Origin of the sequence: Methermicoccus shengliensis DSM 18856, assembly GCF_000711905.1 — an archaeon.
Lineage (GTDB): Archaea > Halobacteriota > Methanosarcinia > DSM-18856 > Methermicoccaceae > Methermicoccus > Methermicoccus shengliensis.
The window spans coordinates 315,459-334,505 of the sequence record NZ_JONQ01000007.1; the positions used below are offsets into that span (position 1 = coordinate 315,459).

25 protein-coding genes and 1 tRNA gene are annotated in these 19,047 nt (G+C 55.9%); 12 read left to right on the forward strand and 14 right to left on the reverse strand.

Annotated elements, in window-relative coordinates; all coding sequences use genetic code 11:
* Positions 1–4 precede the first annotated feature (4 nt).
* A complete protein-coding gene (locus tag BP07_RS02020; protein WP_042684835.1) occupies positions 5–691 on the forward strand; it encodes a 2,5-diamino-6-(ribosylamino)-4(3H)-pyrimidinone 5'-phosphate reductase in 687 nt (228 codons plus the stop codon).
* Positions 688–849 carry a hypothetical protein gene (locus BP07_RS08730; protein ID WP_157203030.1) on the forward strand — a complete coding sequence of 54 codons (162 nt, stop codon included), beginning with the start codon at positions 688–690 and terminating at the stop codon, positions 847–849. Before BP07_RS02020 ends, BP07_RS08730 begins: the two co-directional genes overlap by 4 nt.
* Positions 850–914: 65 nt before the next feature.
* Here the strand turns inward: BP07_RS08730 and BP07_RS02025 are convergent, their stop codons facing one another.
* The 3 genes from BP07_RS02025 to trmY all read right to left on the reverse strand — a co-directional run bounded on the left by BP07_RS02025 (position 915) and on the right by trmY (position 2,877).
* On the reverse strand, positions 915–1,490 hold the full coding sequence (locus tag BP07_RS02025) for a hypothetical protein (protein ID WP_157203031.1): 576 nt from the start codon (positions 1,488–1,490) through the stop codon (positions 915–917).
* Between the two features lie 141 nt (positions 1,491–1,631).
* On the reverse strand, positions 1,632–2,303 hold the full coding sequence (locus tag BP07_RS02030; RefSeq protein WP_052353135.1) for a thymidylate synthase: 672 nt from the start codon (positions 2,301–2,303) through the stop codon (positions 1,632–1,634).
* Entirely contained in the window at positions 2,269–2,877 is a 609-nt protein-coding gene (trmY, locus tag BP07_RS02035; RefSeq protein ID WP_245597022.1) for a tRNA (pseudouridine(54)-N(1))-methyltransferase TrmY, read from the reverse strand. The genes BP07_RS02030 and trmY overlap by 35 nt, the downstream gene beginning before the upstream one ends.
* Before the next feature lie 105 nt (positions 2,878–2,982).
* On the opposite strand from trmY, the gene BP07_RS08935 reads away from it, so the two are divergent.
* Both BP07_RS08935 and BP07_RS02040 read left to right on the forward strand, forming a co-directional pair.
* Positions 2,983–3,123 (forward strand): hypothetical protein, encoded by a 141-nt coding sequence (locus BP07_RS08935; protein ID WP_169736230.1) that lies wholly within the window; start codon positions 2,983–2,985, stop codon positions 3,121–3,123.
* A gap of 26 nt (positions 3,124–3,149) precedes the next feature.
* Positions 3,150–3,362 carry a ubiquitin family protein gene (locus tag BP07_RS02040; protein WP_042684840.1) on the forward strand — a complete coding sequence of 71 codons (213 nt, stop codon included), beginning with the start codon at positions 3,150–3,152 and terminating at the stop codon, positions 3,360–3,362.
* 57 nt (positions 3,363–3,419) lie between these two features.
* On the opposite strand, the gene BP07_RS08285 is transcribed toward BP07_RS02040, so the two are convergent.
* The 3 genes from BP07_RS08285 to BP07_RS02055 are packed head-to-tail and all read right to left on the reverse strand — an operon-like array spanning position 3,420 to position 5,314.
* Positions 3,420–3,821 carry an Sjogren's syndrome/scleroderma autoantigen 1 family protein gene (locus BP07_RS08285; RefSeq protein ID WP_052353139.1) on the reverse strand — a complete coding sequence of 134 codons (402 nt, stop codon included), beginning with the start codon at positions 3,819–3,821 and terminating at the stop codon, positions 3,420–3,422.
* 47 nt (positions 3,822–3,868) lie between these two features.
* A complete protein-coding gene (gene pssA, locus BP07_RS02050; protein WP_157203032.1) occupies positions 3,869–4,606 on the reverse strand; it encodes a CDP-diacylglycerol--serine O-phosphatidyltransferase in 738 nt (245 codons plus the stop codon).
* Between the two features lie 51 nt (positions 4,607–4,657).
* The gene (locus tag BP07_RS02055) at positions 4,658–5,314 is read right to left on the reverse strand and encodes an MBL fold metallo-hydrolase (RefSeq protein WP_042684846.1); all 657 of its coding nucleotides are present in this window, start codon (positions 5,312–5,314) and stop codon (positions 4,658–4,660) included.
* A 141-nt stretch (positions 5,315–5,455) separates the two neighbouring features.
* On the opposite strand from BP07_RS02055, the gene nadE reads away from it, so the two are divergent.
* Complete coding sequence (gene nadE, locus BP07_RS02060; RefSeq protein ID WP_052353142.1) at positions 5,456–6,175, forward strand: NAD(+) synthase; 720 nt, start codon at positions 5,456–5,458, stop codon at positions 6,173–6,175.
* 21 nt (positions 6,176–6,196) lie between these two features.
* On the opposite strand, the gene BP07_RS02065 is transcribed toward nadE, so the two are convergent.
* From BP07_RS02065 to BP07_RS02085, 5 genes are all read right to left on the reverse strand, one after another.
* Positions 6,197–6,721: a nicotinamide-nucleotide adenylyltransferase gene (locus BP07_RS02065; RefSeq protein ID WP_042684848.1), complete on the reverse strand. Its 525-nt coding sequence runs from the start codon at positions 6,719–6,721 to the stop codon at positions 6,197–6,199.
* Positions 6,711–7,190: a hypothetical protein gene (locus BP07_RS02070; RefSeq protein WP_211247036.1), complete on the reverse strand. Its 480-nt coding sequence runs from the start codon at positions 7,188–7,190 to the stop codon at positions 6,711–6,713. Before BP07_RS02070 ends, BP07_RS02065 begins: the two co-directional genes overlap by 11 nt.
* 33 nt (positions 7,191–7,223) lie before the next feature.
* Complete coding sequence (locus BP07_RS02075) at positions 7,224–7,715, reverse strand: pyruvoyl-dependent arginine decarboxylase (protein ID WP_042684855.1); 492 nt, start codon at positions 7,713–7,715, stop codon at positions 7,224–7,226.
* A 365-nt stretch (positions 7,716–8,080) separates the two neighbouring features.
* Positions 8,081–8,184, reverse strand: a tRNA-Ser gene (locus BP07_RS02080).
* A gap of 7 nt (positions 8,185–8,191) precedes the next feature.
* The gene (locus BP07_RS02085; RefSeq protein WP_245597023.1) at positions 8,192–8,893 is read right to left on the reverse strand and encodes a peptidylprolyl isomerase; all 702 of its coding nucleotides are present in this window, start codon (positions 8,891–8,893) and stop codon (positions 8,192–8,194) included.
* 199 nt (positions 8,894–9,092) lie between these two features.
* Between BP07_RS02085 and BP07_RS02090 the strand changes: the two genes are divergently transcribed.
* From BP07_RS02090 to argF, 5 genes are read left to right on the forward strand one after another with little or no spacing between them, the layout of a single operon-like run.
* Entirely contained in the window at positions 9,093–9,944 is an 852-nt protein-coding gene (locus tag BP07_RS02090) for a CBS domain-containing protein (protein WP_042684861.1), read from the forward strand.
* A gap of 22 nt (positions 9,945–9,966) precedes the next feature.
* The gene (locus tag BP07_RS02095; RefSeq protein WP_042684864.1) at positions 9,967–10,668 is read left to right on the forward strand and encodes an RNA methyltransferase; all 702 of its coding nucleotides are present in this window, start codon (positions 9,967–9,969) and stop codon (positions 10,666–10,668) included.
* Entirely contained in the window at positions 10,665–11,933 is a 1,269-nt protein-coding gene (locus BP07_RS02100) for a tRNA (N(6)-L-threonylcarbamoyladenosine(37)-C(2))-methylthiotransferase (RefSeq protein WP_042685093.1), read from the forward strand. The genes BP07_RS02095 and BP07_RS02100 overlap by 4 nt, the downstream gene beginning before the upstream one ends.
* A 24-nt stretch (positions 11,934–11,957) precedes the next feature.
* On the forward strand, positions 11,958–12,953 hold the full coding sequence (gene ilvC / locus BP07_RS02105) for a ketol-acid reductoisomerase (protein ID WP_042684866.1): 996 nt from the start codon (positions 11,958–11,960) through the stop codon (positions 12,951–12,953).
* 7 nt (positions 12,954–12,960) lie between these two features.
* Positions 12,961–13,875: an ornithine carbamoyltransferase gene (gene argF, locus BP07_RS02110; protein WP_042684867.1), complete on the forward strand. Its 915-nt coding sequence runs from the start codon at positions 12,961–12,963 to the stop codon at positions 13,873–13,875.
* Between the two features lie 8 nt (positions 13,876–13,883).
* Here argF and BP07_RS02115 read toward each other — a convergent pair whose 3' ends face one another.
* Both BP07_RS02115 and fhcD read right to left on the reverse strand, forming a co-directional pair.
* Positions 13,884–16,562, reverse strand: coding sequence for a DNA-directed DNA polymerase (locus BP07_RS02115; RefSeq protein ID WP_084174049.1), 2,679 nt, complete (start codon positions 16,560–16,562; stop codon positions 13,884–13,886).
* 152 nt (positions 16,563–16,714) lie between these two features.
* Positions 16,715–17,611 (reverse strand): formylmethanofuran--tetrahydromethanopterin N-formyltransferase, encoded by an 897-nt coding sequence (fhcD, locus tag BP07_RS02120; RefSeq protein WP_042684870.1) that lies wholly within the window; start codon positions 17,609–17,611, stop codon positions 16,715–16,717.
* A gap of 80 nt (positions 17,612–17,691) precedes the next feature.
* Here fhcD and BP07_RS02125 point away from each other — a divergent pair, with 80 nt between their 5' ends.
* Both BP07_RS02125 and BP07_RS02130 read left to right on the forward strand, forming a co-directional pair.
* The gene (locus BP07_RS02125) at positions 17,692–17,877 is read left to right on the forward strand and encodes an FmdB family zinc ribbon protein (protein WP_042684874.1); all 186 of its coding nucleotides are present in this window, start codon (positions 17,692–17,694) and stop codon (positions 17,875–17,877) included.
* Positions 17,878–17,887: 10 nt separating this feature from the next.
* On the forward strand, positions 17,888–18,349 hold the full coding sequence (locus BP07_RS02130; RefSeq protein WP_042684876.1) for a hypothetical protein: 462 nt from the start codon (positions 17,888–17,890) through the stop codon (positions 18,347–18,349).
* A gap of 137 nt (positions 18,350–18,486) precedes the next feature.
* Here BP07_RS02130 and BP07_RS02135 read toward each other — a convergent pair.
* Positions 18,487–19,047 (reverse strand): PGF-CTERM sorting domain-containing protein (locus tag BP07_RS02135; RefSeq protein WP_042684878.1); only part of this gene is annotated, 561 nt, incomplete at its 5' end.

A 19,047-nucleotide genomic window follows, 5' to 3' on the forward strand; every position in this document is an offset into this window, starting at 1 on the left:
TCCCATGAGCGGCCGTCGCCCATTTGTTTTTTTGAACCTTGCCATGAGTGCAGATGGCAAGATTGCAACAAGAGAGCGAAGACAGCTGAGGATATCTGGGGAAGCGGACTTTGAGAGGGTGGATGAGCTGAGGGCGTGGGCGGATGCGGTGATGGTGGGCATAGGCACCGTGCTCGCAGACGACCCCTCCCTCACGGTGAAGTCTGAGCAAAGGCGGGCAAGAAGGCTTGCAGAGAAGGGCTCGGAGCATCCCATTCGGGTGGTGGTGGACAGCAGTGCCCGCATACCACTCGATGCACAGGTGCTTCACAGAGGCGAGGGCACGAGGGTGGTGGCGGTATCGGGCAATGCTCCACCAGAGAGAATAGAGGCTCTACGGCGGGCAGGCGCACAGGTGGTCGTGGCTGGCGAGCACAGGGTTGACCTGAAGTACCTGCTTTTCCAGCTGTGGAAAAGAGGCGTTCGACGGCTCATGGTCGAGGGAGGAGGCACGCTGGCATGGGGTCTTATTTCGCAGGGTCTGGTGGATGAGCTGTATACTTATGTGGGCAACGTGGTGATAGGGGGAAGAGACGCACCAACGTCCGTGGATGGTGAGGGGTTCGATGAGGCGCACATCAGAGGGCTCGAGCTGCTGGATGTGGAGAGGCTGGATGAGGGTGTGCTGCTGAGATGGAGGTTTGTGAGTTGAGTATAGGAATACTGTGCAGGCTTGGCTTTCATAGCTGGAGGCAGACGGGAAGGCAGTGGGACGCCTCTTCCAGCGTGATGGAGCTGACGCACGTGTGCAGGCGATGCGGCAAGGTCAGAAGGCAGTTCAAGCCATACACGAGGGATTTGAGGAGGTGAACTGCCACCCGCCACCCGTAAAGTGAGCTCCCCTCAGCACGCCACCACCGCCGGGTCCGGACCGTTCACGGGTCCCGATTGCCAGCTCGGCGTGCCCTCTCTCCCCTGTCCTCATCCCACTCTTTGTAGCTCGTCAGCAATCTTACGACCTCCTCCATCTTCTCCTCGGGTAGCTTTGGCGCATCGATTGCCATGCCCCCTCCCATCAGCACGAGCCTGCTTGGACGATAGCCCCAATACATGAAAAGCAGTGCTGCACCTGCCGCAAGCAGTCCCAGCCCCCCATCCCTCAGATATGTGAAGTCCTTGACTATCACGATGTAGCTGGAGATGAGGGGTGAGGATTTGATGTAATCTATGGCAATCCATATCAAAAGCACAAGGATGCCCAATGCCAAGAGCGCTTTTCCGAGCTTTTTTAGCACGCCGTACACACTCCGCCTCGTGAGCACGCCTGCCAGCTGGTCATGAAATACCACCCCAAGGCTCAGCCCACCGACAGCCCCCCTCCTCAGCAGCACGCTCTTTTTGTCGGTGATGTAGAAATCTGTGTAGCCGAGCAAGGTCTTGTGCTCGTAGGTGAACACAACGCGCTCCACATCGAGGATGAGCTCGCTAACGTTCACACCTAACCCTCCCATAAATTGTACGTCGTGGGGTTAAAAAGCTAATCGTGGGTCTCCTAATGGCTGTCGTCCACTTGGCTTTTTACAAAAGCCGGCAAAACAGCGCATTAAGGGGTGTGGCTTAGCCACACCCCATTAATCCACTCACGTGCCAGCTTAGTTAAGCTGGAGTATCCTCTCCACGCGCTCCCAGTCGTGCTCGTATATATGAGCCGAAATACTTAGGGTGGTGATTGTTCCAATGCGCACACTCAGTTTTCCTGCGACGTATCTTAGCACCTCGGTGAGCCCGTAGAGGTTGGCGGGGTATGCACCAGCAAAGTCGTGACTCCTGAAGAGTGCCGTCAGGTGCAACGCCCCATCCCTGAGCTTGAAGTCCACCGCCATCATGCAGGGCACCTCTTCCCTTTTTGTGTCCACATCAGCCACCCATGTTATGGCACACGCCCGTCTCGTCTGGGGGCTCTCTGTTAGCTTTCCTATCACGTATGCTATCTGGTCGGTGCCACTTCCCCATGCCCTGAGTCGCTGGCCATAGGTGTACTCAAACCCATGGGCATCGCCATCCAATAGCTGCTCAGCATACTCCCTGAGCCTGTCCTCTGTCCATCCAAACCCTGCTGGAATGCGCTCTCTCTCGAGGTCCTCCACCACAATCATCAGGTTCAGCAGCTCTCTCGTTTGACTTCCCCTCTCGTCCGTAATGACTTGTCCTCCACGATATATCAGCTCGAGACCCCTATACCATGCATCCTGAACCGTTTTAGCCCTTATGAACCTTCCAATCAAACAATCACCTCCATCCCGCCTCCAACCTATCCAGCTCATTGAGCACGAGCACCACACAGTGGTCCGCATGAAGCGACAGGGGTCCGACCGAGAGCTTGTCCACACCTCTCTCCAGCAGGTGCTGCTCCAACGGTGCTGGAAGCCCCCTGTGGTCACCAAGGATGAAGGTGAGCTCGTCACTGGCCGAGAGCCGAGAGGTGCGAATGTCTGCTCCGTCCTCGCTCAGCAGCACCATGAAATCCGAGCCCAGCGCCTCGATGAGCTGTGCAAACGTCATCCCCGACACATACACGCCAGGGGTAGAGCGGGCCCATCCCTCGCCCACGTCCACCGAGAGTGCCTTCTTGATGAGGGAGCCCGCACTCCGCTCATCTGGATTTAGGTAGCGCAGGTTGGCTCCCTCGAACAGCACGGTCTTAGGGGGCTCTGGCTCACCCAGCAGGTGCAGGTAGCATCTGACATTCCTTCTCAGCGAGTGGGAGAGGAAGAAGCACGAGTTCACAAACCTGCACGCTATGTCGAGTCTTCCAGCTCCGCCCGCAAGGTCATTCAATGAGAACTCACCAGCAGTGCACATCGTAGTTCCCACGAGCACAAAGTTATACACCTTCACTCTCCACCCCTATCAAAATGTTTATGATGAGGGAGGGAATACATAGTATAGAAGTGTTTTGTCCAGCTCTAAGCGGCTGGGTAGTTGACGCATGGGGGACCTGAGATGGCAAAGTCCAAGAGAAGAGACCTCGAGCGTAAAGGCGTGCAAAAGCAGATGGAGCTTGAAAAGAAACTCATAGATGAGAACTTTCTGGAGCACTCCCCAGAGGAGGCAGAGGTGCTCTCGGACATCGAGGAGCTTTAGGAGTAAATCGTGGATGAGTGTCGTGGATGAGTGAAGAAAAAGATGTGCTTCGTGTGCTGTATGGGGCAGAAGAGTTTTTGCTCTGCCCCGCCGATTTTTCCACATATGAAGATGTACTAAAGCACCTCAACATAAATCCAGAGACAGTGCTGCTCATAAAAGATGGAAAGGTGGTGCCCCATGATGCCCAGCCTGCATCGGGAGTGCTAAAGCTCATAGGCGTGGTGTCTGGGGGATAATTCTCAAAAATAAAGCTGTTTTGGTGTGCTACCCTGCTACCCTGCTACCCTGCTACCCTATCCTTTCAACGCCCTTATCGTCTCTGCGGCCTTCTTGATGGCATCGAGTATCTCCGAGATTCTTCTGGGGTCATTTTCTGCCCTCAGGGCTTCGGATAGCTCGAGCATCTTCTGGTGCACTGCCACCACGACCGAGCCATCTGGCATGGACGACTGGGGGGGCTCGTAAGTCACCTCGGGGGCAGGGCTCGACCGAGACTCCGTTGGGGCTGGTGGGGCTGTGAGCTGCTCACGGCTCTGGTTATCCTCTGCAGAGCACACGGGACACACCACCTCCCCCTTGTACCTGAACAGGGGAGCACCACAGCGCTCGCAGTGCTGGGCGAGCATCGTACCACCCAGCTCGAGCATCTTTGATATCCTCTCGAGCTTTGATTTTTTGTTGTTGGCATCTGGCATTTTGATTCCTCCCCGTGTTGTTCGATGGACTGTATTTAGCCTTTTTTCTAAAGGCTCTCTGGTGATGTCCCAAGCACCCTCACCAAAACTGGAGATGCCACATATGCCAGCAAGATTCCAAGCAGCAGCAGGGCGCATGCACGCGTGAGGGGCTGAATTGATGTCCAAAGGAAGAGGGCCAGAGCCAATGGAACTGGGACAAACATACCCAGCATCCATACCCTCGTGGGCTTTGGATACACAAGGCTGCTTATCATGAGAATGGAGAGCACGGGTATCATAACACCATGAGCCCAGAGAAGACGGGTGGTGGGCACTACGAGCTCGAGCGAAAGGAGGGATGATAATAAGAGCCCGGCCGCTGTGGTCGGAAGCCCCACAAACCCCATGGAGCGGGAGGAGAACAGCACGTTGAATCTCGAGAGCCTGAGGATGCCACACGCCACATACAGGGCACACACCACCAACACCAAATCCACCATCAGCCTCGAGCTGGGCAGACCCCCCACCAGCACCCTATAGGAAATAATGGCTGGGGCGATGCAGAACGCTATGGAGTCCGAGAACGAGTCCAGCATCACCCCAAACCGCATCTTCTGCTCATCTCCTCCCTCATACCTCGCCACCATGCCATCCAGCCCATCGATGATGGCACACACCAGAATGAGGGAAACCGCCACACCCAGCTTCCCCTCAAATGCAAACACCACTGACAAGAATCCAAGACATGCCGAGAACACCGTCAGCGTGTCCGACATACGGGTGAGCTGGAGAATGTGTGCCAATGTGCCATCCCCACCACTCTTAGGGGGTTGGGCTACAAAAAGCTTCCCAGCTCATGGGAGCTCTATTACCCTGCCCACCCCATTTCTCACATACTGCTCTGGGTAGAGCTCGGCTATTCTTGCCTTGTGCACCGTGCAGTGGCATGGAGAGAGCAGGCTCATGCCAGATAGCACATGTAGCTGAGAGAAGGAGTGCAGGCCGCCCACGAGCCCTCGAACGGGCATCAGCTCACCAGCCCTCTCGAGGATTGCCTCCACGCCGGGATGGGCACACCCCGTGAGCACGATGCCCCCGTCCAGCACCAGCGCCTGCTCCTTCACCTCATCTCCCAGCACTCCAGTGCTGTACACCCCCTCCGCTATGCTGAGGGGCTCAGCACTCACCTCGTGCACCTCTGCGAGATTTGAGAGCTCCCCAATGAGCCTTTTCGAGAGGCTTGAGGGCACGTACACCCTTGGATTGGACACGTGAAGCAGTGTGGAGAGCCCTCCCGCATGGTCCCAGTGGCCGTGGGAGAGCACCACAACCTCTATAGTACTGGGGTCAATTCCAAGGTGCTCCATGTTGGATAGCAGCAGATTGCCATCCCAGCCAGTATCAAAGAGCACCGTGGTCTTCCCCTCAATAAGGCAGGAAAAACCCCAGCCCGCTTTCAGTTCCAGCTCGCTGGCATAAACCTCGTTATCGTACACCGTGATTAGTCTCATGAAGGAACTTCGGATGTCCTATATTTTATTTTTTAGTGTGATGGGTGCTTGTCGATTGTCATCCACAGCTGAGGTGCATGCATCCCACTCACAGCACAGTTGGGGAACAGTTCTTTAAAGGTTTGTGCACAACATAAAAGCATGGACATGGAGCAGTTTGTAGAAAGATGTACGGCATGGATATCTCAGAAGGTCGAACAGGCCCATGCCGAGGGTGTTGTGGTGGGGATGAGCGGGGGAGTGGACTCCTCGGTGTGTGCAGTGCTGTGCAAGAGGGCGGTTGGGGACCGCGTGCTTGGGCTGATCATGCCCCTGTACAGCTCCCAGTCCGACATCGAGGATGCCCTCACAATTTCACACAAGTTCGGTATAGCCACCAAGACTGTGCGCCTTGAAGAGCCCTACATGGCGATGCTCGATGCAATGGGGGCACGGTACTCGGAGAGAAGCGTGGAGTGCGCCAACCTGAAGGCTCGACTCAGGATGTGCACACTCTACTACTACGCTAACAGCCTCAACTTGCTCGTGGCTGGCACCTCCAACAAGAGCGAGCTGCTCATGGGCTACTTCACCAAGTACGGCGATGGTGCCGCAGACATACTGCCGATTGCAAGCCTGCTAAAAAGAGAGGTGAGGGAGCTGGCAGCTCACCTCGGTATCCCAGAGCACATCATCCACAAGCCCCCCTCTGCAGGTCTGTGGCCAGGTCAGACAGACGAGGCAGAGCTGGGCATCACGTATGAGGTGATAGACGCCTTCATAGGGGGTGAGCACGTGAGCGAGAGGCATGCAGCCTGCATCCGAGAGATTATGCAAAAGAACGCCCACAAGCGAGAGCTTCCACCAGTGTTTGTCCCTTAGGTCTTGGGCATGTTGCTTACTTCATGGCATGGAGGTGTCCGTCTGTGCCAGCCTGCGGATTCTGCCAACCCCATCAATCTCGTGAATGAGCTTGGCCACGCAGGCTGGAACTAGCTCCTCCCAGCTGTCCCCCTCCAGCATCCTCTTTCTGATCTCTGTACCAGAGTACACATCCCGCCTGAACATTGGCAGCGCCCTGACCTCAATACCCGCCTCCTCGAACAGCCTTCCCACAAGGGGATTGTTGGAGTACACCACAGAAAAGGTGGGCACCCTTGCTCGCACATGGGCCGTCCACAGGGAGTTGTACTCCACATCCTCTATGGGTATCACGTAGAAGGGTATGCTAAACTCTGAGAGTGCCTTGGAAATCATCATCACACGCTCCCCAGCTGTGAACGGGTCGTCCACCGTGTGCGACCTCTGGGCACTTCCCACACCTATGATAAGCTCGTCCACTTCAGAGGACAGTGCTCCTATCACGGTGTGATGTCCCATGTGGTATGGCTGAAACCTCCCTATGTAGAACGCCCTCTCAGTATCCATTCAGCCCACACTCCTTTAACTCCATCTCATGAACCCGTGCTATGGCCTCGATGACACCCTCGTCGAGGGATGGGTAGCCCTCTATCTCCTCAATAGAAAAACCCACCTCTCCCCCATCGAACTTCCGTATCACCCTGCACCATGGAATGAGATGGACACTCTTGCGCTTTCCTGGTCCCCTTCTGAGCTCCACCGCCACAATACCCCGCCTTCCAGAAAGCCTCAGAAAATCCGCCATGTGGGAAAGCTGATGCACGCCCCTCCCATCCACTGTGAAATGCTGGGAGAAGTACAGTGCCTTGGCCCCCCTCTTGAGGGAGAGGGACTTGCACTCTATGGCAAGGTAGCACTCTGGGTCGAGCGAGTCCACGAGCACGTCCACTACCTGTGAGGTGAACCTCGACTGTCTGAGGCGGTATGCCACCGCCCTGCGTTCCGCCTCCCTAAAGGCCTCGTTCAGTGCATTCACGAGGGCCCGCTCAAAATTCAGACACGCCCCCTCCTATGGCACAAACACCGCCATGGCCACCACTGTGAGATACTCTCCATCTCGCTCCACCTTTCCTGCGCTGTGTACATGCGTTAGTCGGCTTGGCTCCCTGCCATTAAGGCTTTTGTACATCTGCGAGGCAATACTTCTGGCCATGGCCAATCCCACGTCCTCTTCCTCGTGGGAGTGGTGCTCCGCAAAGTAACCATGCGTATTCTCGTCCGCCGGATGCGCACACGCCACGCACGCAAACACGTTTTCGCTACTTTTGCACGACGAGCTCACAGAGAGCACACAGAAGGTGACCTCGCCAGGCTCGAGCTCCCTCAGCCCCTCATCCATCGAGATGAAGGTACATCGCGGTGGGAGCACCGAGCTGACCCCCACGAGGTTCAGCGTGTGAACGCCAGCATTCCTCAGCGCCAGTTCGAAGGACATCAGCCTGTGCTCATGCCTTCCCATACCAGAGGTATAGAACACCCTACTCGGTACGATGTGTGTCATAGTGCCTCCACCCCCAGGCTACTTAGCCCGAAGCTTTATGGGCCCGAGCATGGCTATGCGTCGCTTTCCGTTGAGTTGATTGCTCTGTAATCACCTCTGCTTACATTGTAAGCAGCATATCCACACATGAGACCATGGGACTCAGCCAGCACGAGCACCCCACGCTCTTGGGCATGATGACCCGTGCCCTTTTTGGCTACCTTTCCTGCCGGGGTGTCTCCGAACTTAAGAATGGGTGTATTTAAGCTTATTCCCCCCGGAATTTGACGACGATTCCCCCACCGTCCGAGCCCATGGTGCCCCTGTTCTTGTGTGCGCTCCTACTGATTGTGCGAAGAGGACCTCCAAAGAGGTCTGGAGCTGAGCGCCGAGGGCGAGATTCGAACTCGCGCGATGCCAAAGCATCACTGGTTCTCTCGTGCCAATGGCATCTCAAGACCAGCGCCGTAGTCCACTTGGCTACCTCGGCACAAAACCTATGTGTGTTTCTGTTCGCCCGCCTCCCTCTGTTCACCCGCCTCCGCGGGATACACCTCCTCGAAGACCACCTTTTCCATCCCCACCTTCTCGAGTATCTGACGGGCAATCCATGCCTTTGACCTCAGCCATCTCAAATCAAAGGTGAGCTTCTCTGGCACTGTTATCCTTACCGTGCCGTCCTCAATTCTCACGTCGAGGTCCTCGGGGATGTGCAGAGCAATCAGTCCCTTCACCTTCTCCACATCATCCTCCACCTTTTCCTCGATGCGATAGGAGTAGTGGAGCGTCTTTCCAGCGAGGGGGTGGTTGAAGTCCACCCTGACCCTCCTTCCCACGATGCGGGTGATTGTTCCGATGTTGCCATCGATGTTCACCCGCATACCTTCCCTTGGGTTCTCAAACTTCGTTATGGAGTATACCTTCACGAGCTCTGGGCTTCTCTCGCCAAAGCCCTTCTCTGGGGGCACCACGATACTGCCCTCGTATCCCACCTCCTTGCCCACCATGTCCTCCTCAAGTCCCTTTATCACATGTCCAGCACCCACTACCACTACGTCCCCACCATATCTGGCATTCTCGCTGTAGATTCCCTCGCTCTTTGCGAGCTCCTCATCGGTTGTGTCGAACACACTTCCATCCTCGAGCTTTCCAGTATAGGTAATCCTTACGAAGTCTCCCTCTTCAATCGCCAAATCCATCCACCCTTTGAAGCCTATGTGAATGTTCCTCTTGTAGAGAGTTCACTTATTTAACTGATGCGGACGGGAAGTCCCTTCGGTTAGAGGGGTAGATCACGCATTCTCACTTCAGAGAGGCTGGACAACAAAAAACCTTATCTACCATAGCTTTTCTCTAACCACCTCTTATCCCCCAAGCTGCCGGTGGATTGGTGATACGATGCCCCTCAATATCAAGGTAAAGAATGTGATGACAAAAGAAGTGGCATATGCCACTGTGCCTGGATCGAGACACGAAGTGCTCCAGATACTCAAGACCAAGCACATCTCTGGCGTGCCCGTGGTAAAGGATGGCAAGGTGGTGGGTATCGTCACACGCACGGACCTTCTCAAAAACCCCACTGAGGAGCAGCTCGCAATCCTCATGACCAGAAACCCCATCACAATCTCTCCGGATGCCACCATAGAGACCGCTGCAAGGCTGATGAGCGTCCATGGAGTAAGGAGACTGCCGGTGGTGGAGAATGGTGTGCTCGTGGGCATCATAACAGTCACTGACCTGCTCGGGATAATAGCCGAGAACGGATTTGATGAGAGCATCAAGCCCTATGTTGCACCTTCCGTGGTCTCCGTCTGGGACGAGACCCCTCTTCCAGTGGTGGGAATGATAATGGAGCTCGCCGATGTTAAGGCGTCTCCAGTGCTCAACAGCGAGCTCGAACTCGTGGGGATTGTGACCGACAAAGACCTCATAGCAGCCAGTGTGGTGGAGGATAGCCTGCACCAGTCAGACATCTCGGCTGGCTCAGACGAGGATGCTTGGACATGGGAGAGCATGAGAGACACCCTCAAGCTGTACTATAGCATTTCCCGTATCAAGCTCCCAGACCGCCCAGTGAAGGAGGCGATGAGAGATGCCCCTGCCGTGGGCATAAACGGGAGCGTGGTGAGTGAGGTGGCCAGGCTCATGAGGCGAAACGGCCTCGAGCAGCTTCCCGTGATAACCGCCGAGAACAGGCTCAAGGGCATTGTTAGGGATAGCGATGTAATACGATGCCTCATAAAAACATGAGACCCGCAAAAGACCGCCAAACATGAGACCCACCATTCGAGTGGTGCTGGTGGAGCCGCTGGGAGAGGCAAACATCGGAGCATGTGCAAGGCTGGTAAAGAACTTTGCGGCCCATGAGCTGGTCATCGTCAACCCCCCTCCTCTTGGGAAACAGGCGCGAATGTTTGCCATGCACGCATGCGACGTGCTCGAGCATGCCAGGGTGTGCCAGAGCCTGAGGGAGGCAATACAGGGATGCACCCTCGTGGTGGGCACCACGGGAAGGACACCAAAGGGCGACCACGACCACTATCGCTTTCCCCTGTATGACGTGCGGGAGTTGCACACGCTGATAGATGGGAGCAACGTGGCTCTTGTGTTTGGCAGAGAGCGCACTGGCCTTAGCAACGAGGAGCTCGAGCTTTGCGATGTTGTGGTCACCATTCCCACTTCTCCAGAGTATCCCTCTCTCAACCTCTCCCATGCAGTCGCCATAGTGCTCTACGAACTCTCTGAGCTCACGGGTGGCATGCACGACCTCTCCACAGTAGAGCACAGGGAGGGGTTGATAAATCATCTTGAAGAGTTGCTGCTCGAGGTTGGCTATCCAGCACACAAGCGCAAGAAGACGCTGCGCATGACAAGAAAGCTGCTGGGAAGGGCACAACCCACCATAAGAGAGGTGTTCACCCTGAGGGGTATAATAAGAAGGACGATGTGGGCACTGAAGAGAGGGCACGCATGAGAATAGCGATAGAGACATTTGGATGCACTGCAAACCACGCCGACTCACAGCTCATGAGGGAGCTGCTCGAGAGGGCTGGGCACAGCGTGGTGGATGGCGAGGCGGACCTCTACGTGGTGAACACGTGCACCGTCGTTAAAGCAACTGAGAGGAGGGTGATGCGCAGGCTAAGGGAGCTCGAGCGCCGTGGCGTGCCCTACATAGTGGCAGGATGTCTTCCAGCAGCACAGCCAGAGCTGCTCTCGGAACTCTCACCCCTTGCCGTGCTAACACCCTCTACCATCCAGAGCATCGCGGATGTGGTGGGTGTTGATTATTTAAAGCAACGGGGGCAAGAGCACCACTCCCCACCGTCCCCTCCTCAGAGCCCCCACATCATACCGATAGCAAGGGGATGTGTGGGGAGCTGCTCCTACTGTATCGTGAAGAGGGCGAGGGGGCACCTTAGAAGCGTGCCCGAAACAGAGGTTGTGGCAGAGGTAAAGCGTGCAGTGCACTGGGGAATAAAAGAGATACACCTCACCGCCCAAGATGTTGGTGCATATGGGCTGGACACAAAAAGCTCACTCGCACGGCTATTGAGGAAGGTGTGCTCTGTGGAGGGAGAGTTTTTCGTGCGGGTGGGCATGATGAACCCCAGCACGGTGATTTCGCAGGCGAGCGAGCTTTCAGAGGCGTTCCTTCATCCAAAGGTATTCAAGTTTGTGCACATCCCAGTGCAGTCTGGCTCAGACGAGGTGCTCTCTGCAATGGGAAGGGGCTACACCGTGGAGCAGTTCGAGCGCCTGTGCACGCTTTTTCGAGAGCGACTTGGAGAGTGCACCCTGTGCACCGACGTGATTGTGGGATATCCCACAGAAAGCGAGGAGGACTTTGAGAGAACGCTCGAGCTCATAAAAAGGCTCGAGCCAGACAAGCTTAACATCACGCGGTTTTCTGCACGTCCTCACACGCCAGCCTTTCGGCTTTCCCAGCTTCCCGACTGGATAAAGAAGGAGAGGTCGAGGAGGCTCACACGGCTGTACATGTCCATCACCGAAAAGAGGCAAAGGAGGCACGTGGGAAAAAGGATGAGGGTGCTGGTGTCTGAGAGGGTGAGGGAGGGAAGTGTGGTGGCGAGGGATGCCGCCTACCGCAACGTGGTGATAAGAGGGGAGTATCCGATTGGCGCAGTGCTCGATGTGAGGGTGGTGCGTGCCCACCCCATGTATCTCATTGCCGAGCCTCTCGATGAGGCAAAAGCTATATGCATCTCTGTCAGTTAATAGCACGGGACTCAAGGTGGTCATATGGCGAAGATATACTACGATGCAGATGCTGACCTGAAGTATCTCGAGGGAAAAAAGATTGCCGTCATAGGATATGGCAATCAGGGACATGCACAGGCTCAGAACCTGAGGGACTCTGGGATGGACGTGGTGGCTGCAGACATCAAGGGCAGCCGTGCATGGAAGCAGGCAGAAAAGGACGGAGTGCCCATCACCACCGTGCCAGAGGCATGCAAGCAGGGTGATGTCATTCAGGTGCTCCTTCCAGATGAGTTTCAGCCCATGGTGTACAAAGAGCACATTCTGCCATACCTCGAGGAGGGGAATGCGCTGTGCTTCTCTCATGGCTTCAACATCCACTATCATCAGATAGTGCCCCCAGAATACGTGGATGTGTTCATGGTGGCACCCAAGGCACCGGGACACATGGTGAGGACGATGTTCGTGGATGGTCTCGGGGTGCCCGCACTGGTGGCTGTGCACCAGAACCCCTCTGGAAAGGCAATGGAGACCGCACTCGCATATGCCAAGGGAATTGGATGTACGAGGGCGGGCGTAATAGAGACCACATTCAGGGAGGAGACCGAGACCGACCTGTTTGGAGAGCAGGTTGACCTGTGCGGCGGTGTGACCGAGATGATAAAGGCGGCATTCGAGACGCTCGTGGAGGCTGGCTATCAGCCCGAGATTGCATACTTTGAGACGCTGCACGAGCTCAAGCTCATCGTGGACCTCATCCATGAAGGTGGGCTCGCCAGAATGTGGCAGTCCGTCTCGAACACGGCAGAGTATGGAGGGCTCACGGTGGGGAAGAGGATCATCAACGAGCAGTCCAGAGCCGCCATGTGGGAGGCGCTCGAGCGCATCCAGTCAGGAGAGTTTGCCCGTGAGTGGGTGCTCGAGACTCAGGCAAACAAGCCAGTGCTCAAGGCACTCGAAAAGCAGGAGTTTGAGCACCCCATTGAAGAGGTGGGTGCAAGGCTTCGAGCGATGATGCCCTGGCTCAAAAAGGAGTAATCTAGCAATGCTGGACAGCATCATCTCCCTCGCCGACCTCGACCGCCCTCAGCTCTGGGAGCTAATGGAGCTTGCAGAGCAGCTAAAGCAGATGCGAGCAAGGGGAAGGGAGGTCGAAAAGAGGCTCTCTGGAAAGAGCGTGGGGATGCTGTTCGAAAAGCCCTCCACCCGCACGCGCATCTCCTTCGAGGTGGCGGTATGGGAGCTTGGAGGACATCCCCTATTTCTCTCCTCAAAGGAGCTACAGCTTGGAAGAGGTGAGCCCCTCAAGGACACAGCAAGGGTGCTGTCCAGATACGTGCACTGTGTGGTCGCAAGGGTGATATCCCACGATACCCTCATCGAGCTGGACAGGTGGAGCAGCATCCCCGTAATCAATGCCCTCTCTGATGTGGAGCATCCCTGTCAGGCACTCGCAGACCTGCTCACCATCAGAGAGGCAAAGGGAGAACTCGAGGGCGTGAGGGCTGGATGGATAGGCGATGGCAACAACGTGTGCCACTCCTTCATGCTGGGCTGTGCCCTCTCGGGAATATCTCTCACAGTGGCAACGCCAGCTGGCTATGAGCCAAACCGGGACATCGTGGAGAGGGCGAGGGCGCTTGGAGGCGATATCGCCCTGACCCATGACCCAGAGCAAGCAGCTCAGGGAGCCGATGTGCTGTACACCGATGTGTGGGTGTCGATGGGACAGGACGCTGAGAGGGAAAGAAGGCTCATGGACTTCAAAGGCTTTCAGCTGAGCGACGAGCTGCTTGCCCTCGCATCTTCTGAGTGCATCGTGCTGCACTGCCTTCCAGCCCACAGGGGAGAGGAGATCACAGATGCCGTAATAGAGGGTGAGCGCTCGATGGTGTTCGAGCAGGCTGAGAACAGGCTGCATGCACAAAAGGCACTGCTGTACAAGCTGTTTGAGAGATGACCTGAACATCACATGAAGTCGCTCAGCGTGCTCTGCCTTGCATCGCTGCGCATTTCGTGCTGGACGCTGGATAGCATTCCCGTGAGAGCACCCTTTCCAACAAACAGCTCGAGGATTCTCATCACGGGCGGCAGTATCTGCTTGTTGATGTAGTACTCGGTATCGAGGGGGATGTGGTGCTCCCTCACATACTCCGGGTCCTCTGCCCTATCCACCATCAGCCCACTTCCAGCAGTGATGACGAACGGGACCCTGTCCCCTATGGAGTATTTCTCGAGCCCCCTGCTTCTCAGCTTCTCCACCACCGTGATGTGGGGCTGCCTGTTCTGATACTTGTCTGGGTGCTTGGTGTACCGCCTCGTGAGTATCAGGTCCTCGAAGAGATGCTCATCGTGCACAGGGTCGATGTTCTTGAGCTGCTGAACAACCTTTCTCACGAGCTGCACCGCCCCTCTGACGTCGCCCTCCTTGAGCACCAGCTCCAGCACGTGGTTTACAACCTTGGACGTGAGCTCACACCAGTCCCTCCTCACGGTCTCCATTCCCCTCACGACGATGCTGTCCTCAAACTCCTCCCCCCTCCTTCTGAACACCCACAGGGCATAGCGCTTCTTGGCTATGAACAGCGCCCTCTTGGCAATCGCATCGAGACGCAGCTCCATGGGATCTGGAAGCCTCTCGCTCACGATGTTCGCTATCGTCCTGCCGATGCGCTCGAGCACTTCGAGGCTCACATCCCCACCATCCTCAGGGATTACCTTGACGAACACGCTGTCGGTGTCTCCGTACACGACCTTGAGCTCAAACTTCCGTCCACCCGAGGCCTCATCGAGGCTCACATCCACATCCACATCCACATCCCCATCTGCCCATACCCTTGCTATCTCCTCCTCCACGATGCGCCTCGTGTTCAGGATGTTCTCCCTTCCATAGCTCGTGATGGCGGCAGCCATCTCTGGAACGTACAGCCTCGCCATCGCATGCCCATAGTATCCATAGAAGCTGTTGAGCAGCACTTTGAGCGCCTTCTGGCGGGCATCGAGCGCCCTGTACTGTTCGGGTGGAGTCTGGGTGCCCTCCATTTGCCTCCTCGTGCGCATGCGCTCCTCGAGGATGTGCTCCAGTATCTTGGGCACTATCCCCCTGAACACCGATGGGGACACGAACTTGGCACCATTGGGTGTGGTGATGTGCTCGAGCTGCTCGGCCTGCTGCTCAGTGAGCAGCGTGCTGTAGCATATGTTGTACGCCATTATTATGGTGGGATAGAGGGAGCGGTAGTCGAGCACGAGCACGTTCTCGTGAAGCCCCTTCACGGGGTCGAGCACCTCGGCTCCCTGCAGCTCCTTTTCCAGCCGCTCATCAACATCCCCGCCACGAGGCTTTGGATACACCACCCTCTCATGCTCCAAAAACGCCCTTATCAGCAGATTCTCCACCATCACGGTCTGTCCTCTATCGAGCACGTCCTGGGCAAGGGTGCCCGATAGCCTCGCTATGGCAAAGTATCGGTCGAGCAGGTGAAGCCCGAGCACGAGCCTCATCACGAGCTCAGCATCCCTCCTCGAGTAGGCTATGAGCTCTGGAAGACGTGCATCATCCTGCCATACACTCTCCATCTCAGAGAAGGGCAGCTCCAGCTTTTCTGTGTCCAGAAGCTCGTGGGCAACGTTGCTGAGGGTGTACTGCTTTAGCGAAAAGTCCCTTCTCACAAGGCTCAGCCCGTCTGCCACGATCCTTCCCACGACGTTGACCGAGGGCATGTACCCAAACCTTCGGTAGCTCACCTCCTTGGAGCGGTCCCTTCCCAGCGTGAGCAAGAGCTGCTCATTACCCTTCTTTTTTCTCAGATGCCTCAGTCGGTCGAGCAGATACGGAAAGTCAAAGCCGTTTGAGTTGTATCCCATTATGACATCTGGGTCATAATCCACCACGATGCTCACGAACTCCCTCAGCATTTGCTCCTCGTTATCGAACACCAGCACGCCATTGCCCGCATTCTCTAAGGGACGTGCCACGAGCACGAGACTGTCGTATCCCTCGTGGGCAGGCTCAAATGCGAGGCTCACCATTATGATTGGCGCCTCATTGGGCTGGGGCATCTTCCCCCCAATCGGCAGGCACTCTATGTCAAACGCAAGGTACCTCAGGGGTGCATCCATGTGCTGCTCGTATCGTCTTATTGCGCTGGCAACCACGACCCTATCGCACTGGATGCCCTCCAGGAGCTCATCTGGAACACCCTCACCCCCTTCCTCGACCTCCACCACCTCCACCCACTCCATGCCACCGAGCCCAGCATCCAGCATGAACCTGTATCTGAACAGTATGTCGCTCTCATATATCCCGTGAATGGATGGAATCGTGGTCAGCTCCTCCCTGAGCTTTGCCACGTCCGAGGGCAGGTGGGTGTACACCTTCAGCATCTTCTGCTTTTTAGTCTGGTAGCCTACGGGCTCATACCGTTCCACATCCTCTATACGCCGTATGTACCCTCCAAAGCGCTCGAGAAGCTCCGACCTCGTCCTCTCGATGTCAGAGCACCCCACATAGAAGTATGGCTCAAATCCAAACACAAAACAGCACACGCTTTTACCGTCTTCCCCCCTCCCAAACAGCCTCAGCACGGGCTCATTGTGGAAGGGGACGTAGTCGATATCGAGCAGCTGGAACCTCATCTGACCCATTTCCTGTGAGTATCTGCCCCCCTATATAGTTTTACCCGGGGGCGGTGCAAAAGGCTCAAAGTTGGGCAAGAGCCACAGCCATCTAAGGGGGTGCTCACGAGCGAGCAAACTCTAAAGCAGAAGTACCCTAATCGATAAAAGGTGCGAGCTGTTCAGCCGAACAGCTCGTGCAGGCTTATCTGATACTTTCCGAGTTTTCCCTCATAGTTCCCAGCACCTATCCGAATCACGCCCGGAATGCGCACAGCGGCCTCGATGCCAACCCTCATGGCCTCCTTTACAGCCTCAAGGTCGGTGCCATTTATCACGATTTCGTATAGTGAGGAGCACCCGGGTGGAACACATGAGCCCTCCACACGGTCGCGCAGTGAGGGGCAGAACCTCTCATTGGTGGTAGCCTTCATGAAGCTGTACTTCACAGAGCCTGGCTTTGAGCCAGATGCCACCACACCACCTGGGAACGGCGTAATGCTGCCCTCCAGCTGCTTAATGGCATCCACGGCGTTCTCCGCAGCAGTAAGGGCTGCCATCTGGTTTTCCCCAAATATGAAGAAGTTGCCTCCGGCCACACCTTCCACCGCACCTATGGTGCGCTCGGCGATGAACTCTCCCTCCATCATCGGGATGGCATAGCACTGCAGCCCTCCGACCTCTCTCTCATATTCATATCCATCTGCAAAGAACTTGAGCTTGAAGCCTATGTCAAACTGTTTTTCTGCCGCTGGCAGCCCATTGAATATGGCGGTGGTCGGAGCTGTGAGCACGCACTGTCCCAGACGTGCCAGGAGCTGCTCCTCGAGCGCCTTGTACCCAAAGGCGCATATCTGGACATACACGCCAGGTCTTCCATCTGGCGTCTCTCTGCCACTCGCATAGCGCTCTATACCCGCCTCTGCCGGGCACATGATGACCGATGTTCCAAACCCAGTGGCTTCCTGTGCCGCAACCTCTGCCCAGTGGCGTGTGGCAGCGGTGATGAGCACCCTCGCCACCTTTATGGGAAACGCCTCAGCAAATGTATCCTCTATAGGTACACCATTTATTTCCATAGCTCTCCCTCGCTGATGACAGCCCAACATCGGCATCCAACTATTTAACGGTTTAGAGGATGCATGAAAACATTTAACTGATGGTACCACGTATTCTCTGCGAGGTGAGCGATGTGTGTACCGTGGGCGATGGGTTTGATGTGAACATCAGCGAGATAGAGGCTGCAGATTACGAGTGTGAAGAGTGTGGAAACAAGTTCAGGGCTGTGGGAAAGGATGTAAAGTGTCCCTCATGCCGCACGCGAAATGTGAAAAAGCTCGAGTGATGTTCGAGTGATGTTCGTATCCCTGCAGAATGATGAGCTCCTCTTCATAAGGGGCAAGGACTCCACGCTTGCAGTGTGCAAGGTGGGGCATGAGAGAGAGTTTTACATATGCTCATCTGAGAGCGAGATTGTGCAGTTTGCCTCAGCAGAAGACATAATAGTGGCGAGCACGCCCGACGTGGGCTCAAAGGCCGACAAGGCTCTCAGATGTGTGCTTTTTCTGATAAGGGAGTACGAGAGCCCATTGACGGTTCTTCCGAGAGGGCACACCGCATCCCGAAGGGCGAGGGTGGTGGTCTCAGTGGACAAAGGTGTGAGGCTCTCGTGCACCATCGAGAGAGGAACACATCCAGAGCAGAACGTGCTTTGCTGCACACCTGAGCTGGAGGGCATGCAAATCAGGGGCGTGCCCGATGGAGTAATGATAGAAGGATATTCCGAGCACATCAAGCTCGAAAAGAGCCAGCTCTGAAAGCTCTGAAACGGCACTTTCATAGTCTGCAGCAAACGAGTTTAAGTTCACTGCAAGTGCCCCAATCCCACTACACAAAAAAACTCTAAAAAGCTAAAAAATAGAGAGATGGAAGGGCGAAAGCCCTTCAGTGTCGTTCAGTGCCTTCTTCTAAGGACGAGGAAGGACACCGCAAGCAGGCCAGCCACTGCGAACAGTGCCTCAAAGCCTGGGGTTGGAGTGGGTGCTGGAGTCTCAGCAGGAGTCTCCTCAGCAGGGGTCTCCTCAGCAGGAGTCTCATTGACTGGTGCAGTTACGTTCTCCTCGGTGACGTTCTCCTCAACTGCTGGAGTCTCCTCGGCTACTGGGGTCTCCTCAACTGCTGGAGTCTCCTCGGCTGTGGGTGCACCCTCTACGGTCACACTCTTCTGCAGGAAGAACCTGAGCGTTGGACTGGTGGTGTCTGCCGTGTGGATGACCACGTCTCCATAGAGGGCGTCGTCATCGTCGGCGTCAAGAGTGATTGCGGTGTTGCTCTCCATCACAAGAGCCTTGTCACCAGCAGCAAGGGTGTCGCCACCCGCAAGAGTTGCGCCCACGAATGGGTCGGTGGCTCCAACGCTAAAGCCAGCCACGTCGAAGTTGCCAAAGGTGTCCTCGCTCTCAATCTTCAGCACATTGTCGCTCCTGAGGAACACGTACTTGAGCTGCACGATGTT

What these genes read in the sequence shown, in the direction of transcription:
- nadE (WP_052353142.1), top strand. Translation starts at nt 5,456, where the DNA reads ATGGACATGGAGCAGTTTGTAGAAAGATGTACGGCATGGATATCTCAG.
- BP07_RS02030 (WP_052353135.1), bottom strand. Translation starts at nt 2,303, where the DNA reads ATGAGCTGGATAGGTTGGAGGCGGGATGGAGGTGATTGTTTGATTGGA.
- BP07_RS02065 (WP_042684848.1), bottom strand. Translation starts at nt 6,721, where the DNA reads ATGGATACTGAGAGGGCGTTCTACATAGGGAGGTTTCAGCCATACCAC.
- ilvC (WP_042684866.1), top strand. Translation starts at nt 11,958, where the DNA reads ATGGCGAAGATATACTACGATGCAGATGCTGACCTGAAGTATCTCGAG.
- BP07_RS02130 (WP_042684876.1), top strand. Translation starts at nt 17,888, where the DNA reads ATGTTCGTATCCCTGCAGAATGATGAGCTCCTCTTCATAAGGGGCAAG.
- BP07_RS02040 (WP_042684840.1), top strand. Translation starts at nt 3,150, where the DNA reads ATGAGTGAAGAAAAAGATGTGCTTCGTGTGCTGTATGGGGCAGAAGAG.
- BP07_RS02095 (WP_042684864.1), top strand. Translation starts at nt 9,967, where the DNA reads ATGAGACCCACCATTCGAGTGGTGCTGGTGGAGCCGCTGGGAGAGGCA.
- BP07_RS08285 (WP_052353139.1), bottom strand. Translation starts at nt 3,821, where the DNA reads ATGCCAGATGCCAACAACAAAAAATCAAAGCTCGAGAGGATATCAAAG.
- BP07_RS02100 (WP_042685093.1), top strand. Translation starts at nt 10,665, where the DNA reads ATGAGAATAGCGATAGAGACATTTGGATGCACTGCAAACCACGCCGAC.
- BP07_RS02025 (WP_157203031.1), bottom strand. Translation starts at nt 1,490, where the DNA reads ATGGGAGGGTTAGGTGTGAACGTTAGCGAGCTCATCCTCGATGTGGAG.
- BP07_RS02090 (WP_042684861.1), top strand. Translation starts at nt 9,093, where the DNA reads ATGCCCCTCAATATCAAGGTAAAGAATGTGATGACAAAAGAAGTGGCA.
- BP07_RS02125 (WP_042684874.1), top strand. Translation starts at nt 17,692, where the DNA reads ATGGTACCACGTATTCTCTGCGAGGTGAGCGATGTGTGTACCGTGGGC.
- BP07_RS02075 (WP_042684855.1), bottom strand. Translation starts at nt 7,715, where the DNA reads ATGACACACATCGTACCGAGTAGGGTGTTCTATACCTCTGGTATGGGA.
- fhcD (WP_042684870.1), bottom strand. Translation starts at nt 17,611, where the DNA reads ATGGAAATAAATGGTGTACCTATAGAGGATACATTTGCTGAGGCGTTT.
- BP07_RS02020 (WP_042684835.1), top strand. Translation starts at nt 5, where the DNA reads ATGAGCGGCCGTCGCCCATTTGTTTTTTTGAACCTTGCCATGAGTGCA.
- BP07_RS02085 (WP_245597023.1), bottom strand. Translation starts at nt 8,893, where the DNA reads ATGGATTTGGCGATTGAAGAGGGAGACTTCGTAAGGATTACCTATACT.
- BP07_RS08935 (WP_169736230.1), top strand. Translation starts at nt 2,983, where the DNA reads ATGGCAAAGTCCAAGAGAAGAGACCTCGAGCGTAAAGGCGTGCAAAAG.
- BP07_RS02115 (WP_084174049.1), bottom strand. Translation starts at nt 16,562, where the DNA reads ATGGGTCAGATGAGGTTCCAGCTGCTCGATATCGACTACGTCCCCTTC.
- BP07_RS02055 (WP_042684846.1), bottom strand. Translation starts at nt 5,314, where the DNA reads ATGAGACTAATCACGGTGTACGATAACGAGGTTTATGCCAGCGAGCTG.
- argF (WP_042684867.1), top strand. Translation starts at nt 12,961, where the DNA reads ATGCTGGACAGCATCATCTCCCTCGCCGACCTCGACCGCCCTCAGCTC.